Here is a 13722-nt window from a genome sequence, read left to right as displayed (position 1 = left end):
CGATGGGCGACACACCCAACCTCTATGAAGCGCTTCGGCATTTTGCCGACAGCTGGGCGCTGGCTGCGCTGACCCTGGTTTTCGCAGCTATCCTGCTCTGGATTTTCCGCCCGGGATCGCGCCGCAACTATCAAAATCAGGCCGACATTCCCTTCAAGTACGACCGTGAGGGCCGCAAAGATGACTGACATCGGTGCAGACAAGGGTTTCCCCCGCGTCCCCGGATCCGAGCCCTACCGGGGCGAGGTCGACCAGCCGACGGGCACCCCGACAACCGGCCACGAATGGGACGGCATCAAGGAACTGAACACGCCGATGCCGCGCTGGTGGCTGTGGGTGTTCTACGCCACGCATGTTTTCGCGCTGGCCTACATGATCCTGTATCCGTCGATCCCGCTTCTACGCGACGGAACCACCGGCCTGCTCGGCTGGCACTCGCGCTCGGAAGTGGCGCAGGATCTGTCGGCGGCCGAAACCGAACGTGCAGCGCTCTACGCCCAGATCCGCGATCTGCCGGTGGAGGAGATCGTCAAGAATGACGAGTTGCGCGAAACCGCGTTTCGCGGCGGCTTCTCGGCTTTCAAGGTGAACTGCGTGCAATGCCATGGCGCGGATGCTTCGGGCAGTCCCGGTTTTGCCAACCTGCAGGACGACGACTGGATTTGGGGCGGCACGCTGGCCGACATCCAGACCACCATCACGCATGGCGTGCGCTTTGCCGGTGACGAGGAAACGCGTTACTCGGAAATGCCCGCCTTCGGTCGCGATGGCATCCTCGAGCGTCCGCAGATCCAGGCCGTCGCCCGCCATGTTCTAGCACTCAGCAAGTCCGGCGAGGAAGACGCGGAAGGCGCCGAGCTCTACGTGCAGAACTGTGCGTCCTGCCACGGCGAGGGCGGCGAAGGCAGCCGCGAAATGGGTGCGCCCAAGCTCAACGACGCCGTCTGGCTTTACAGTTCGGCTCTGACCGACATCGAGCGCCAGATCAATTCGCCGCGCCATGGTGCGATGCCGGCCTGGGGCCAGCGCCTCGATCCAGCAACCATCAAGCAGCTGACCGTGTATGTTCACGAGCTCGGCGGCGGCGAGGCTTCAACGGAAGAAGACGCCGCGACGCAGTGAAGAACCGTCATGCCGGGAAGCGACGTTTCGTCACTTTCCGGCATGCTCATCCCTGGTGTCACCTTGATCCAGATCAAGGTTGGCTTCTCTGTCGAGGCGTAGAACGCCACCATGGCTACCTTGCTCGACACCATTCACAGCGACCCGCGCGGCACCGCAGTGCCCGTGGAGAACGCGACCCCCGTCAACAATCACGAGTTCCGCGCCGATTACGAAGCACGGCGCAAGATCTTCCCATCCCGCGTCCAGGGTTTCTACCGGCGCTTGAAGTGGATTCTTGTTGCGGTTCTGCTCGGCATCTACTGGCTGACGCCCTGGATCCGCTGGGATCGTGGCCCGAACGCGCCGGATCAGGCGGTTTTGCTCGATCTCGCCCATCGCCGCTTCTACTTCTTCACGATCGAGATCTGGCCGCAGGAATTCTATTACGTCGCCGGCCTGCTGATCATGGCGGGTCTCGGCCTGTTCCTCGTCACTTCCGTCGCCGGCCGCGCATGGTGCGGCTATGCCTGCCCGCAAACGGTATGGACCGATTTATTCATCCAGGTGGAACGCTGGGTGGAAGGCGACCGCAATGCCCGCATGAAGCTCGATGCCGCGCCTTGGACCTTGTCTAAATGGCGCAAGCGCCTCACCGTCTGGGCCTCGTGGATCCTGATTTCGGTGGCAACCGGCGGCGCCTGGGTGTTCTATTTTGCCGATGCGCCAACCTTGGCGCGCGAGATCGTCACGCTTCAAGCAGCTCCCACCGCCTATTTCACCATTCTGACGCTCGCCGCCACCACCTTCTGGCTGGCCGGTTTCATGCGCGAACAGGTCTGCACCTATATGTGCCCTTGGCCGCGCATCCAGGGCACGATGCTCGATGAGAATTCGCTGATCGTCACCTATAATGACTGGCGCGGCGAACCCCGTTCCCGCCATTCCAAGAAGGCTGTGGCGCAAGGGCTCGATGTCGGCGATTGCGTCGATTGCAATGCCTGCGTGGCCGCTTGCCCGATGGGCATCGACATTCGCGACGGGCAACAGCTCGAATGCATCACCTGCGCGCTGTGCATCGACGCCTGCGACACGGTGATGGACAAGGTCGGCCGGCCGCAGGGCCTGATCTCCTATTCCACGCTGGTCGACTTCGAGCATCACACCCAGACCACCAAGGCGCAAGGACGCGAGGCCGCCAAGGCGGAGCAGAAGCGCGTGTCGCTCGCCCGCATGGCCACCCCGCGCACCATTCTCTACTTCGCACTGTGGGCCGCGATCGGGCTCGGCATGCTGTTCGTGCTGTTTACGCGCGGCCATCTGGATGTCACCGTGCTGCATGATCGTGCGCCGCTCTACACCACGCTGTCGGACGGTTCGGTGCGCAACGGCTTCACGCTCAAGCTCGCCAGCAAGACGCTGGAAGAGCGTCCGCTCGAACTGCACCTCGAAGGTCTGGAAGATGCGGTGATGTGGACGGCCGAAAACGAAACGCGGGCCCGTTCGCTCTCCGTGATCGTTCCGCCGGATGCGGTGCGCGACCTGCGCGTCTTCGTCAGCCGGCCACGCGGTGCGACGCCGGATGACTTCACCTTCGTGCTGACCGACCCGGAAAGCGGCGAGACGGTTGCATCCAAGGCACAATTCGAGGCGGGAGCCAAACGATGAGCATCATCCCTCGCGAAGGACATCCTTTCACCGGCTGGCATATGCTGGGCGTGGTGTTCCTGTTCTTCGGCACCATCATCGCGGTCAACATCGCGATGGCCTATTGGGCGGTCAGCACATTTCCCGGCCTTAACGCGCATAATTCCTATGTCGCCAGCCAGAACTACAACGTTCTCCTGAAGGACGCGGCCGCGCAGGACGAGCGCGGCTGGAAGGGCAAGCTGACCGTGGATGAAGGCCGTCCGCTATTGACGCTGAACGATCGGACCGGCTCGCCGATCAACGGCCTGGATGTTTCGGTTTTGGCCGGCCGACCGTCCAATGCATCCACGGATCGCGAGCTGAAGCTGGAGCCGATACCCGGCGGTTACCGCGCCGACCAGGCGCTCGAACGCGGCCGCTGGCTGGTGGAAATCGTCGCGCGCCAGGGCGAGGAGCTGTTGTGGCGCCAAACCAAGTCCATCACCATCGAGTGAAAGGCAGATAGACCGTGAGCGCCACCACCCTGTCTTCCCCTTCCCGCCTGATCGACCCGTCCTTTATCCGCACGGCCAAGGACGGCACGCGCAGCCTCGACCTGCTGGTTGACGACATGCATTGCGCCGGCTGTCTCGCCAAGGTCGAGCGCACCGCCAATGCCGTGCCGGGCGTCGCCCACGCCCGCGCCAACCTGACAACCAAGCGGCTGGCGGTGGATCTGGACGCCGGCGGATCGCCGGAAGCCGTGCTCGAAGCGCTGCACAAGGCCGGCCGCTCCGCACGCCCCTTCGATCCCGGCGTCTCGACCGAAAACAACAGCGAAGCGAGCGAACTGATCCGCTGCATGGCAGTGGCCGGCTTTGCGTCCATGAACGTGATGCTGTTGTCGGTGTCGGTCTGGTCGGGCGCCGATGGCAGCACACGCGACCTGTTTTACTGGCTCTCGGCGATGATCGCGATCCCGACCGTGATCTATTCCGGCCGGCCCTTCTTCCGATCAGCCTGGAATGCGCTGCGTCACGGTCGCACCAATATGGACGTGCCGATCGCCATCGGCGTCACCGGCGCAACCGCGCTGTCGCTTTATGAGACCATCACCAGCGGCGAGCACGCCTGGTTCGACGGCTCGGTCGCGCTGCTGTTCTTCCTCCTTGTCGGTCGCGTGCTCGACAATCGCATGCGTGATGTCGCGCGTGGCGCCGCGGCCCGCCTGCTGACGCTTGCGCCAACCGTCGCGAGCCTCGTGCTTGAGGATGGCCGCGCCCGCGACATCCCGATCAGCTCCGTTCGCATCGGCGACGTGTTGCGTGTTCTGCCAGGCGAACGCGTACCGGTCGACGGCGTCGTCACATCGGGCGCCAGCGATCTCGACCGCGCTCTCCTCACTGGCGAGTCCGTGCCGGAAGCCGTCAGCGAAGGCACGTTGATCCATGCCGGCGCCAACAACCTGACCGGCCCGCTGGAAATGCGCGCCACCGCACCCGCCAATGAAACCGTTCTCGCCGGCATCATCCGGCTGATGGAAAAGGTCGAACGGCCCGATGGCCGCTTCGTGCGCCTCGCTGACCGGGCCTCGCGCCTTTACGCCCCCGCTGTCCATTCGGCCGCCTTCCTGACGCTGATCGGCTGGCTGATGCTGGGCTATGGCGTGCATCCGGCCGTCACCGCGGCGGTCGCCGTTCTCATCATCACCTGCCCGTGCGCGCTCGGCCTCGCCGTGCCCGCCGTGCAGGTCGTCGCCGCCGGTCGGCTCCTGTCCGCCGGCATCATCCTCAAGGATGGCGCGGCGCTGGAAAAGCTGTCCGAAATCGACACGGTCGTGTTCGACAAGACCGGCACGCTCACCCGCGGCACCCCGCTCCTCGCCGAGGGCCCGGAAGCGGGCGACGCTTGGTCGGTCGCCACCGCACTGGCTGGAGGCAGCCGTCATCCCCTATCGCGCGCGCTTGCCGAAGCAGCAGATGCCCAAGGCATCCGCCCCGCCCCGGTGACCGGTCTTGCCGAGCGTCCCGGCTTCGGCGTGGAAGCCAGCTGGAACGGCGTGCCCGTCCGCCTCGGCCGCGCCAACTGGGTCGATGCACCGAGCAATACCCAGTCCGGCCTGTCAGAAGTCTGGCTGCGAATCGGCGATGAAACGCCGCAGCCCTTCCTGTTCAGCGACGAGCTGCGCACGGATGCCAAGCAGACGATCGCAGAGTTGCAGGCGCTTGGCCTTGATGTCCGCCTGATCTCCGGCGACGCGCAGGGCGCTGTGGATCGTGTCGCCTCGCAGGCAGGCATCACGCAAAGTCTCGCCGGCTGCTTGCCCGGCGGCAAGGTCGAAGCCTTGCAGGCACTCGCCCGCGAAGGCCGCAAAGTTCTGATGGTGGGTGACGGCCTCAACGATGCGCCGGCGCTTGCTGCAGCCCATGTTTCGATCTCGCCGGCTTCAGGCGCCGACATTGCACAGGCCGCGGCCGGTATCGTTTTCACCGGTGAAAACCTCGCACCTGTGCTGCAAAGCGTGGTCACTGCCCGCAAGGCGCGCCGAAAAATCTTCAGCAATTTCAGCCTGGCGATCGGCTACAACGTCATTGCCGTGCCGATCGCCGTTCTGGGCTTTGCCACGCCGTTGATCGCCGCCGTTTCCATGTCGGCCTCGTCGATCCTGGTGATCGCCAACGCGCTGACGCTCGGCCTGTCCCTGCGCAAGGTCGGCATGCGCAACGCCGCAAAGCCGGCCACCGGGATCGCTTCATGAGCGCACTGCTTGGCCTGATCCCGATCGCACTCGGCTTCGGTCTGCTCGCGCTGGTCGTCTTTCTCTGGTCGCTGCGCAACGGCCAGTATGACGATCTCGACGGCGCCGCAGCCCGCATCCTGATCGACGACGAACCACCGGCCGGTCAGCAACCAGACACCAACCCATCCGGCACGAAGGAGGAAACGCGCCGTGTTTGAACTTTTGAAGATGGCGCATCTCATCACCATCGCGATGGTGTCCGGCCTGTTGCTGTCGCATTACGTCGCCTTGCGCGCGAGTGCAGGGCGCGAAGCGGAAACCGGCATGGCCCTGACGCGCCGCACGCTGGCCGACATCACCAGCTTCGGCGTCGCTTTCGCCTGGATCAGCGGATTGACGCTGTTGTGGAGCCGCTATGGCACCGGCGACCGTGCGCTTAGCGCCTGGTTTACCGCCAAGTTCCTGCTGGTCTGCGTGCTGACGCTCGCTCACATCATGCAGCGCGTGCGCGCTTCGCAGCTGCGCCGGGCCGGCGATTTCGTAAAAGGCCGCCGAGTTGCCGAGCGCTGGGTATCCTTTGCCTGGATCTCGGCGCTGTTCGTGATCTGCTTTGCCGTGATCGCCTTCAAGTAGGCGCTTCCCATCCATCGGCAGACAACAAAAAAGGCCGGATCGCTCCGGCCTCTTTTGTTTGGAGTTGGTGTTTGTTTTACTGCGCACCGGCTTGCGTCAGCAGGGCTTCGAAGTGGGTCTTCGCCTTTCCCGGATGCTTCACGGCCTTCACCTCTTCCGCATTGGCGGGGGTGCCGACCTTGATCAGCGCGACCATGCCCATGCCGTAATGCGGCGTGCATTTCACGCCGTAGAGGCCTTCCTTATCGAGCGTGACCTTCACTTCCTGATTGATCTTGCCCTTGAACGGCTCGGCGCCTTCCGGGATCATGCCTTTGATGGATTCCGCGTCATGGCCCTTGTCGGTCGGGATAAAGGTCACAGTGTCGCCGGGAGCTGCCTCGATGTAATCAGGCTGGAAAACCATTGCGCCCTTCTCACCCTTGTTCAGCATCTGAACCTGGTGATCGGCTGCAAGCACGGGGCCGGCGAAAGCAACGGCGGCAACAGCAGCCAGAAGAGCGGTAACGGTGGAACGCTTCATTTCTCGTCTCCTTGACGTTTGATGGGCTCCTTCTACGTCCGCCGACCGGCAAGGCCTTTGATCTGGATCAACAACCGCGCAAACCGCAGCGCACTGCGACAACCTGACCAACTCGGTGCCTTAGTGTGGAAAGTCGCTTTTCCCGCAATCGCCGCCGATCCCGTGCATGACTTGCACGGCCGCGCCGCTTATCCTCCATCACTCCAGGAGGTCAGTTCATGAACCATCACGACATGTTCTTCATCGACGGCGCCTGGGTTGCGCCAGACAGGCTAGAGCGGCTCGACGTCATCAATCCCGCGACCGAAGAAGCCTTCACCACCATCGCGGTTGGCGCGAAGCCCGATGTCGATCGTGCAGTCTCAGCAGCCCGCGCGGCCTTCGCCACTTTCGCCTTCACATCCAAGACCGAGCGTTTGGACCTCCTGCGCCGCATCCTCGAAGCCTACAACGACCGCTACGAGGACATTGCCCGCGCCGTGTCGCTCGAAATGGGCGCGCCGCTTGCCTTTGCGCGCGACTCGCAGGCTTGGGTCGGCCGCGCCCATCTGGAAGCCACGATCACGGCACTCGAGCGGATGGAACTCACCGAACAGCGCGGCACCACGCTGGTGACGCGTGAGCCGGTCGGCGTTTGCGCGCTGATCACGCCCTGGAACTGGCCGCTCAACCAGATTGTCTCGAAAGTTGCGCCGGCGATCGCGGCGGGCTGCACCATGGTCCTGAAACCCTCAGAATTGTCGCCGGTTAGCGGCATCATCTTCGCCGAAGTGATGGAAGCTGCCGGCACGCCGAAGGGCGTGTTCAACATGATCAACGGCACCGGCCCCGCTGTCGGCCAGGTCATGGCCGAACATCCCGACGTCGACATGGTCTCCTTTACCGGCTCGACCCGCGCGGGCATCCTCGTTGCCAAGGCTGCGGCCGATACGGTCAAGCGCGTCGCGCAGGAACTTGGCGGCAAGTCGCCCAACATCATCCTGTCCGATGCCGATCTGGACAAGGCGGTGAGCGAAGGCGTGGTGCGCTGCTTCCAAAACTCCGGCCAATCCTGCAACGCGCCGACCCGCATGCTCGTGCCGGCCGACCGGCATGACGAAGCGCTCGGCATCGCGCGCCAGGCCGCCGAAACCCTAAGGGTCGGCGACCCACAAGCTGACGACACCGATCTCGGCCCGGTGATCAGTGAGTCCCAGTTCGAGCGCATCCAGACCCTGATAGCCCAGGGCATCAAGGAAGGCGCAACCGTGGTGACCGGCGGCATCGGCCGACCGGAAGGCCTGAACCGCGGCTATTATGTGCGCCCCACCGTATTCGGCAACGTCACCCGCGACATGACGATCGCGCGCGAAGAAGTCTTCGGCCCGGTGATCGCCTTGATGCCCTATCATGACATCGACGAAGCCGTCGAAATCGCCAACGGCACGGTCTACGGCCTCGCCGCTTACATCCAGTCCAGCGACATCAACCAGGCGCGTGCGCTCAGCCATCGCCTGCGCGCCGGCACGGTTGCGCTCAACTATCCGGCCTGGGATACGTTCGCACCGTTCGGCGGCTACAAGCAGTCCGGCAACGGCCGCGAATATGCGGATTGGGGCATCCACGACTTCCTGGAGATCAAGGGGATTACCGGCCACGGCGCGTAAGCCGAACATGGTGCGACCTCTTTGCTTGGCCGCGCGCGAAAGTTGACCACTGAACTCAGCTTCCTCTAGAATTGGCGTGACCGGCACGGATCGGTCGCGCCGTTCGGAGGTGCTTTCCCGATGATGATGATCCCGCGCATCGCAGCGCTCTCGCTGCTGGCCTTCAGCCTGCTTTCCCCGCAAGCGCAGGCGCAGGAAACCGGCTCGCTCGTTGTCTATAATGCGCAGCACGAGAACCTCGCGCGCGAATGGGCGCAGAAGTTCACGGCCGAGACCGGCATCCGCATCACCATGCGCCAGGGTGCCGACCTGGAAATGGCCAACCAGATCTTAAGCGAAGGCGAAGCGTCGCCCGCCGACGTGTTCCTGACCGAAAATTCGCCGGGCATGGTGCTGGTCGACAAGGCCGGCCTGTTTGAGCCGCTCGCCAAGGACACGTTGGCCAATGTGCCCGACACGTTCCGTCCCTCCAGCGGCAACTGGATCGGCATTGCCGCCCGCAGCACCGTCTTCGCCTATGACAAGACCAAGCTGACCGAAGCCGATCTGCCGAAATCCGTGATGGATCTCGCCGATCCCGCTTGGAACAACCGCTGGGCGGCGTCGGCCGGCGGTGCCGACTTCCAGGCCATCGTCGGCGCGATCCTCGCTCTCAAAGGTGAGGAGCAAACCAAATCTTGGCTGGAAGCCATGAAGGAAGGCGCCAAGCCCTATCGCGGCAACAGCGCGGCGATGAAGGGCGTGAATATCGGCGAGGTCGAAGGCGCGCTGATCTACCACTATTATTATTTCGGCGATCAGGCCCGCACCGGCGAAAACAGCGGCAATGTTGCCCTGCATTATTTCCGCAACGAGGATCCCGGCGCCTTTGTCAGCATTTCGGGCGCGGGCACGCTGGCCTCGAGCAAGAACAAGGCTCAGGCCGAGCGCTTCGTGCAATGGATCACATCCAAGGCGGGACAGGCGGTTCTGCGCGAAGGCAAGTCCTTTGAATATCCCGTCGGCAGCCAAGAAGCCGCCAACCCCGCTCTGGTGCCGCTTGCCGATCTTCAAGCGCCGAAGCTCGATCCGGACAAGCTCGACAGCCAGAAGGTCACGGACATGATGACCGACGCAGGGCTGCTCTAGACCAACCGACACGTGGACGCCGTTCAGCGTTCTCATGGGATAGACAGCGTGACGCAAGCGCAGCTCAGTGCAGCCTCTCTTCTCGGCGACCGCGTCGGCCGCGCTCCCTTGAGCCTGCGGCCACAGCGGCGCGGCCTGCTTTCGCCGGTTGTGCTGGCTGCTGCTGTCGTGTCGCTGATCAGCCTTGTGCCGCTCGGCTTCGTGTTGTGGGTCGCGCTGGATGCGGGCTGGGACACGGTTGTCCGGCTGGTGTTTCGCCCACGCGTCGGCGAGTTCTTGGTCAACACGCTGCTGCTCGAACTGCTCGCCGTGCCACTTTGCATCGCGCTTGCCGTCACACTGGCCTGGATCACCGAGCGCAGCGACCTGCCCGGCATCCCGCTTTGGCGCGCCGTCGCCGTCGCGCCGCTCGCAATTCCCGCTTTCGTGCATTCCTACGGCTGGATCAGCGCCGCGCCGTCGCTGCATGGCTTGCCGGGAGCGGTGCTGGTGTCGGTTCTTGCTTATTCGCCCTTTCTATATCTGCCGGTTGCCGCCCAGCTCCGCCGCCTCGATCCCGGCCTGGAAAACGCCGCCGCCTCGCTCGGCAAAACACCGCCTGCCGTCTTCGCCCTTGTGGTTCTGCCGCAGCTGCGCCTTGCCATTTGCGGCGGCGCTTTGTTGGTCGGACTGCATCTCCTGGCGGAATACGGCCTCTTCGCCATGATCCGCTTCGACACCTTCGCCACCGCCATCGTCGACCAGTTCCAGTCCTCCTATAACAGCCCGGTCGCAAACCTCCTCGGCGGCGTGCTTGTTCTCTGCTGCATTGCCCTGCTTGCTCTGGAAGCGCTGATCCGCGGCAGCGAGCGCTATGCGCGGGTCGGCAGCGGCGCGGCGCAGATCGCATCCCGCCACCATCTCGGTCGCGCAATGCCGATCGCGCTGGCTACCGTCATCCTGTTTGCCGCTTTGGCGCTCGGCGTGCCGCTCATCACCGTCGCCCGCTGGCTGTGGTCCGGCGGATGGGCCGTGTGGCCACTGGAAGAAATCAGCGCCGCCTTCGGCCAGACATTGGCGCTCGCGTTCGGCGGCGGCATCCTGGCCGCTCTGGTCGCAGCGCCTGCCGCATGGCTGTCCGTGCGGGCGCCAAGCCGGCTGCAACGGCTGATCGAGGCCTGCCACTTCTATGTCGGCTCGCTTCCGGGCGTCGTGGTGGCTTTGGCCTTGGTGACGATCACCGTGCGCATTGCGCTGCCGCTCTACCAGACCTACGCGACCCTGATCATCGCTTACGTCCTCCTGTTCCTTCCGCGCGCCGTCACGGCCCTGCGCGCCAGCCTTGCGCAGGCGCCGGTGGAACTCGAATGGGCGGCCATGGCGTTGGGACGTCCGCCACTGCAGGCGATCTGGCAGGTGACGGTGCGGCTCGCAGCACCCGGCATTGCCGCCGGCATCGCGCTGGTCGCGCTCGGCATCACTAATGAGCTCACCGCCACCCTGATGCTGTCGCCCAACGGCACCCGTACGCTCGCCACCCAATTCTGGATCAAGACCAGCGAGCTCGATTATGCCGCCGCAGCCCCTTACGCCCTGATGATGATCGTCCTGTCCCTACCGCTCAGCCTTCTCCTTTACACCCGCGCGGAAAAGGCGCCGACACGATGAGCTTTCTGACGGTCCGCGCGCTCAGCAAGCATTACGGCCCGGTCGCCGCGCTCGATGATGTCAGCCTGGATGTCCGGCAAGGCAGCCGCACCGCCATCGTCGGTCCGTCCGGCTCCGGCAAGTCGACACTGCTGCGCATCATCGCCGGCTTTGAAGCCGCCGATGCGGGAACGGTCGAACTCGATAACGCAACCCTGGTGGACGGCGCCAATGCTGTGCCCGCGCATCTTCGCGGCATCGGCATTGTCTCGCAGGATGGCGCGCTGTTTCCCCATCTCAGCATAGCCGACAACATTGCCTTTGGCCTCGATCGCCGCTCGCCCGATCGCAAGAAGCGCATCGCTGACCTGATGGCACTGATCGGCCTCGACCTCGCCATGCTGGAACGCCGCCCGCACCAGCTGTCCGGCGGTCAGCAGCAACGTGTCGCCTTGGCCCGTGCGCTGGCTCGTCAGCCTCGTTTGATGCTCCTCGACGAACCCTTTTCAGCGCTTGATACCGGCTTACGCGAGCAGATGCGCCAGGCCGTCACGCAGATCCTGGGCGATGCCGGCATCACCGCCGTTCTCGTCACCCATGATCAGGCCGAAGCCCTGTCCTTTGCCGATCAAGTGGCTCTGATGCGCGGCGGCCGGCTGGTGCAACGGGGAACGCCCCGCGACGTATATTTTCACCCTGCCGATCGGGAAACAGCGCTCTTTTTGGGCGACGCCCTGATCCTGCCCGCCAAGCTCGATGGTGGCACGGCCTCCACCCCGCTCGGCTGCTTCCCGGTTGCGAAGCACGAACCATCCGGCATGGCCCAAATCCTGCTGCGTCCCGAACAGATCCAGCTTGTTCCGCCAGACAGTGGGCAGCCGCAGCTCGAAATCCTGCATGCCGCCTTCAGCGGTGCCAACTGGACGCTGCAGCTCAGGCTGATCGATCAGCCCAACCATCCGCCCCTACATCTGCGCATCAGCGGCGTCGACATTCCATCAACCGGCAGCCATGTTGGCTTGGCGGTGAAGGGCGTCGCGCATGTGCTTGAAGAAGCAGAGATGAGCCAGCAACAATAAGCCGGCTTCTATTCAGCGGCACTCTGGTTTTCGGAAAAATAGCCGTCCAGCGCGCCAAGCAGGCGGCGGGCGATCTCGGAGCGGCTGGAATAATAGATGGTTTGGCGGTCGCGCCGCGTTTCCACAAGCCCGGCTTCGCGCAAGCGTGCAAGATGTTGGGAAATGGCAGATTGGCTGAGATTGACGCGTCTCGCCAACTCGTTGACGGCCAGTTCGTCCTGCAACAGGTGGTGCATGACTAACAGGCGCTTGGCATTGCCAAGCACCGCAAGAAGCGCGGCCGACCTTTCGGCGCTGTCAATCACGACCTCAGACAATCCTGCCCTCGCGAACTTGATCTTACTCGCCAACGGGCGAGCCCCGCAAAGGGTTGCATGATTGTTGCTCGGCAAACCGGAAAAACTGCCGACCGGTGGAAAATGCAGCGAAGAGCCGACTTCTAATCCTGCGGACGCGCCGCGCCGCCGTCCTCATCAGAACCGTTTTCGGCCATGGCCATCTGAACCAAATCGATCTTTTCCAGCCACATCTCGCAAGCCATCGCCTTGGTGGGAAGCGGCGTGCTGACACTCCCGAGACCCTGCTCGAGCGCGTCGGCATAATCCTGCAGATCCCGCACGAAGGCATCGCCCTGAAAGCCGGGAACATCGAGGATGAGGCGGCGCACCAGACGCTTCAGGAACTCGTTGTTGAGATCCTGCTGAAGCGCAAACATCAGCATACGCAGATTTTCTGTGCGCGGCATTGCCGGTTCCCCAATGCGTCCCCTCAACGGTGGCCGTTGACGGCCTCCAGTCGACCCTTTCTCTCTTCCGCAGGCGATCAACCGCGGCAGGGTCTTCGCTCCTAGCGCGGCGGCAATTAGCAAAGTGTTAAGGTTTGCGGCAGCGCACAGCTGATAGCTGACAAAGGATCGGACGCGTTTGTCTGATCCAGATCAAAGTGCAGCACTCGCTTCCCCGCTACATCTGCGGCCATGATGGAAAAACCGACCGACCGAAACAGGATGCTCGCGCCCGGCAAACCACGCTGTGCACCGCTTCCCCAAACGCTTTCGTTGGCCAGGCTTGGTTTCGACGGGCAACCGCACCGCTCAAGACGACATCCGATTACCGTTTCGGGAGGAAGTTTCTGATGCCACGTACTTCGCTTCAGCTTGCTTTGACCAGTCTTGGCACCAGCCATGACGATATGCTGCATCTCTGCGATCAGCTGGAATCTATCGCAGACAGCCTTCCGTCCAATGTCGACCGGCAACAATGCCTGCATGTGGCGCGTGCCGTGTGCCGCACAGTTGCGGATGCGCATCGCCTGGAAGAAGCCGTGCTGTTTCCGGCTCTCGAACCTCTGTCCACGACGCTGAAGACCATGCCGGCCACGCTGGATCGGCTGCGCTACGAGCATTACGAGGATATGTGTTTTGCCGAAGAACTGCAGGACACGCTGCTGGCGATCGGCAAGGGCGAGAACCGCCTGTCGGGTGATGCTGCCGGCTATATGCTGCGCGGCTTCTTTGAAAGCGTGCGCCGCCATATCGCTTTTGAGCGCGAATTGCTGACACCGCTGCTGGAAATGTCATGGAGCACGACGCACGCCCCGCGCGCGGTCGCTTGAACG

Annotated in this window: 15 protein-coding genes; 12 read left to right on the top strand and 3 right to left on the bottom strand. The window is 63.6% G+C overall.

Annotation, left to right across the window (positions count from 1 at the left end):
* Nucleotides 1–2 precede the first annotated feature (2 nt).
* The 7 genes from IE166_RS13605 to IE166_RS13575 all read left to right on the top strand — a co-directional run bounded on the left by IE166_RS13605 (nucleotide 3) and on the right by IE166_RS13575 (nucleotide 6103).
* A complete protein-coding gene (locus tag IE166_RS13605) occupies nucleotides 3–188 on the top strand; it encodes a cbb3-type cytochrome c oxidase subunit 3 (protein ID WP_189504689.1) in 186 nt (61 codons plus the stop codon).
* Entirely contained in the window at nucleotides 181–1122 is a 942-nt protein-coding gene (gene ccoP, locus IE166_RS13600) for a cytochrome-c oxidase, cbb3-type subunit III (RefSeq protein ID WP_189504687.1), read from the top strand. Before IE166_RS13605 ends, ccoP begins: the two co-directional genes overlap by 8 nt.
* A 111-nt stretch (nucleotides 1123–1233) precedes the next feature.
* A complete protein-coding gene (ccoG, locus tag IE166_RS13595) occupies nucleotides 1234–2769 on the top strand; it encodes a cytochrome c oxidase accessory protein CcoG (protein ID WP_189504685.1) in 1536 nt (511 codons plus the stop codon).
* Nucleotides 2766–3245 carry a FixH family protein gene (locus IE166_RS13590; protein WP_189504683.1) on the top strand — a complete coding sequence of 160 codons (480 nt, stop codon included), beginning with the start codon at nucleotides 2766–2768 and terminating at the stop codon, nucleotides 3243–3245. Before ccoG ends, IE166_RS13590 begins: the two co-directional genes overlap by 4 nt.
* Before the next feature lie 14 nt (nucleotides 3246–3259).
* Complete coding sequence (locus tag IE166_RS13585; protein WP_210312968.1) at nucleotides 3260–5488, top strand: heavy metal translocating P-type ATPase; 2229 nt, start codon at nucleotides 3260–3262, stop codon at nucleotides 5486–5488.
* Entirely contained in the window at nucleotides 5485–5688 is a 204-nt protein-coding gene (ccoS, locus tag IE166_RS13580; RefSeq protein WP_189504681.1) for a cbb3-type cytochrome oxidase assembly protein CcoS, read from the top strand. Before IE166_RS13585 ends, ccoS begins: the two co-directional genes overlap by 4 nt.
* The gene (locus IE166_RS13575; protein ID WP_189504679.1) at nucleotides 5681–6103 is read left to right on the top strand and encodes a hypothetical protein; all 423 of its coding nucleotides are present in this window, start codon (nucleotides 5681–5683) and stop codon (nucleotides 6101–6103) included. Before ccoS ends, IE166_RS13575 begins: the two co-directional genes overlap by 8 nt.
* A 76-nt stretch (nucleotides 6104–6179) precedes the next feature.
* On the opposite strand, the gene IE166_RS13570 is transcribed toward IE166_RS13575, so the two are convergent.
* The gene (locus IE166_RS13570; RefSeq protein ID WP_189504677.1) at nucleotides 6180–6626 is read right to left on the bottom strand and encodes a pseudoazurin; all 447 of its coding nucleotides are present in this window, start codon (nucleotides 6624–6626) and stop codon (nucleotides 6180–6182) included.
* 218 nt (nucleotides 6627–6844) lie between these two features.
* On the opposite strand from IE166_RS13570, the gene IE166_RS13565 reads away from it, so the two are divergent.
* The 4 genes from IE166_RS13565 (at nucleotide 6845) to IE166_RS13550 (ending at nucleotide 12105) form a co-directional block, all read left to right on the top strand.
* Nucleotides 6845–8272 carry an aldehyde dehydrogenase family protein gene (locus tag IE166_RS13565; protein WP_189504675.1) on the top strand — a complete coding sequence of 476 codons (1428 nt, stop codon included), beginning with the start codon at nucleotides 6845–6847 and terminating at the stop codon, nucleotides 8270–8272.
* A 120-nt stretch (nucleotides 8273–8392) separates the two neighbouring features.
* A complete protein-coding gene (locus IE166_RS13560) occupies nucleotides 8393–9400 on the top strand; it encodes an iron ABC transporter substrate-binding protein (protein WP_189504673.1) in 1008 nt (335 codons plus the stop codon).
* Nucleotides 9401–9448: 48 nt separating this feature from the next.
* Entirely contained in the window at nucleotides 9449–11047 is a 1599-nt protein-coding gene (locus IE166_RS13555) for an ABC transporter permease (RefSeq protein WP_189504671.1), read from the top strand.
* On the top strand, nucleotides 11044–12105 hold the full coding sequence (locus IE166_RS13550; RefSeq protein ID WP_189504669.1) for an ABC transporter ATP-binding protein: 1062 nt from the start codon (nucleotides 11044–11046) through the stop codon (nucleotides 12103–12105). The genes IE166_RS13555 and IE166_RS13550 overlap by 4 nt, the downstream gene beginning before the upstream one ends.
* Before the next feature lie 8 nt (nucleotides 12106–12113).
* Here IE166_RS13550 and IE166_RS13545 read toward each other — a convergent pair whose 3' ends face one another.
* Both IE166_RS13545 and IE166_RS13540 read right to left on the bottom strand, forming a co-directional pair.
* The gene (locus tag IE166_RS13545; protein ID WP_244641467.1) at nucleotides 12114–12410 is read right to left on the bottom strand and encodes an ArsR/SmtB family transcription factor; all 297 of its coding nucleotides are present in this window, start codon (nucleotides 12408–12410) and stop codon (nucleotides 12114–12116) included.
* 134 nt (nucleotides 12411–12544) lie between these two features.
* Nucleotides 12545–12850, bottom strand: a complete 306-nt coding sequence (locus tag IE166_RS13540; RefSeq protein WP_189504667.1) for a hypothetical protein — start codon at nucleotides 12848–12850, stop codon at nucleotides 12545–12547.
* A 389-nt stretch (nucleotides 12851–13239) separates the two neighbouring features.
* Here IE166_RS13540 and IE166_RS13535 point away from each other — a divergent pair, with 389 nt between their 5' ends.
* Entirely contained in the window at nucleotides 13240–13719 is a 480-nt protein-coding gene (locus IE166_RS13535; protein ID WP_189504665.1) for a hemerythrin domain-containing protein, read from the top strand.
* Nucleotides 13720–13722: the final 3 nt, after the last annotated feature.

Source organism: Tianweitania populi, from assembly GCF_014652875.1.
GTDB lineage: Bacteria > Pseudomonadota > Alphaproteobacteria > Rhizobiales > Rhizobiaceae > Tianweitania > Tianweitania populi.
The sequence above is the reverse complement of the archived record's forward strand: the minus strand, read 5'-3'. Positions and strand labels throughout refer to the sequence as shown.

What these genes read in the sequence shown, in the direction of transcription:
- IE166_RS13550 (WP_189504669.1), top strand. Translation starts at nt 11,044, where the DNA reads ATGAGCTTTCTGACGGTCCGCGCGCTCAGCAAGCATTACGGCCCGGTC.
- IE166_RS13535 (WP_189504665.1), top strand. Translation starts at nt 13,240, where the DNA reads ATGCCACGTACTTCGCTTCAGCTTGCTTTGACCAGTCTTGGCACCAGC.
- IE166_RS13570 (WP_189504677.1), bottom strand. Translation starts at nt 6,626, where the DNA reads ATGAAGCGTTCCACCGTTACCGCTCTTCTGGCTGCTGTTGCCGCCGTT.
- ccoS (WP_189504681.1), top strand. Translation starts at nt 5,485, where the DNA reads ATGAGCGCACTGCTTGGCCTGATCCCGATCGCACTCGGCTTCGGTCTG.
- IE166_RS13590 (WP_189504683.1), top strand. Translation starts at nt 2,766, where the DNA reads ATGAGCATCATCCCTCGCGAAGGACATCCTTTCACCGGCTGGCATATG.
- IE166_RS13540 (WP_189504667.1), bottom strand. Translation starts at nt 12,850, where the DNA reads ATGCCGCGCACAGAAAATCTGCGTATGCTGATGTTTGCGCTTCAGCAG.
- ccoP (WP_189504687.1), top strand. Translation starts at nt 181, where the DNA reads ATGACTGACATCGGTGCAGACAAGGGTTTCCCCCGCGTCCCCGGATCC.
- IE166_RS13605 (WP_189504689.1), top strand. Translation starts at nt 3, where the DNA reads ATGGGCGACACACCCAACCTCTATGAAGCGCTTCGGCATTTTGCCGAC.
- ccoG (WP_189504685.1), top strand. Translation starts at nt 1,234, where the DNA reads ATGGCTACCTTGCTCGACACCATTCACAGCGACCCGCGCGGCACCGCA.
- IE166_RS13565 (WP_189504675.1), top strand. Translation starts at nt 6,845, where the DNA reads ATGAACCATCACGACATGTTCTTCATCGACGGCGCCTGGGTTGCGCCA.
- IE166_RS13560 (WP_189504673.1), top strand. Translation starts at nt 8,393, where the DNA reads ATGATGATGATCCCGCGCATCGCAGCGCTCTCGCTGCTGGCCTTCAGC.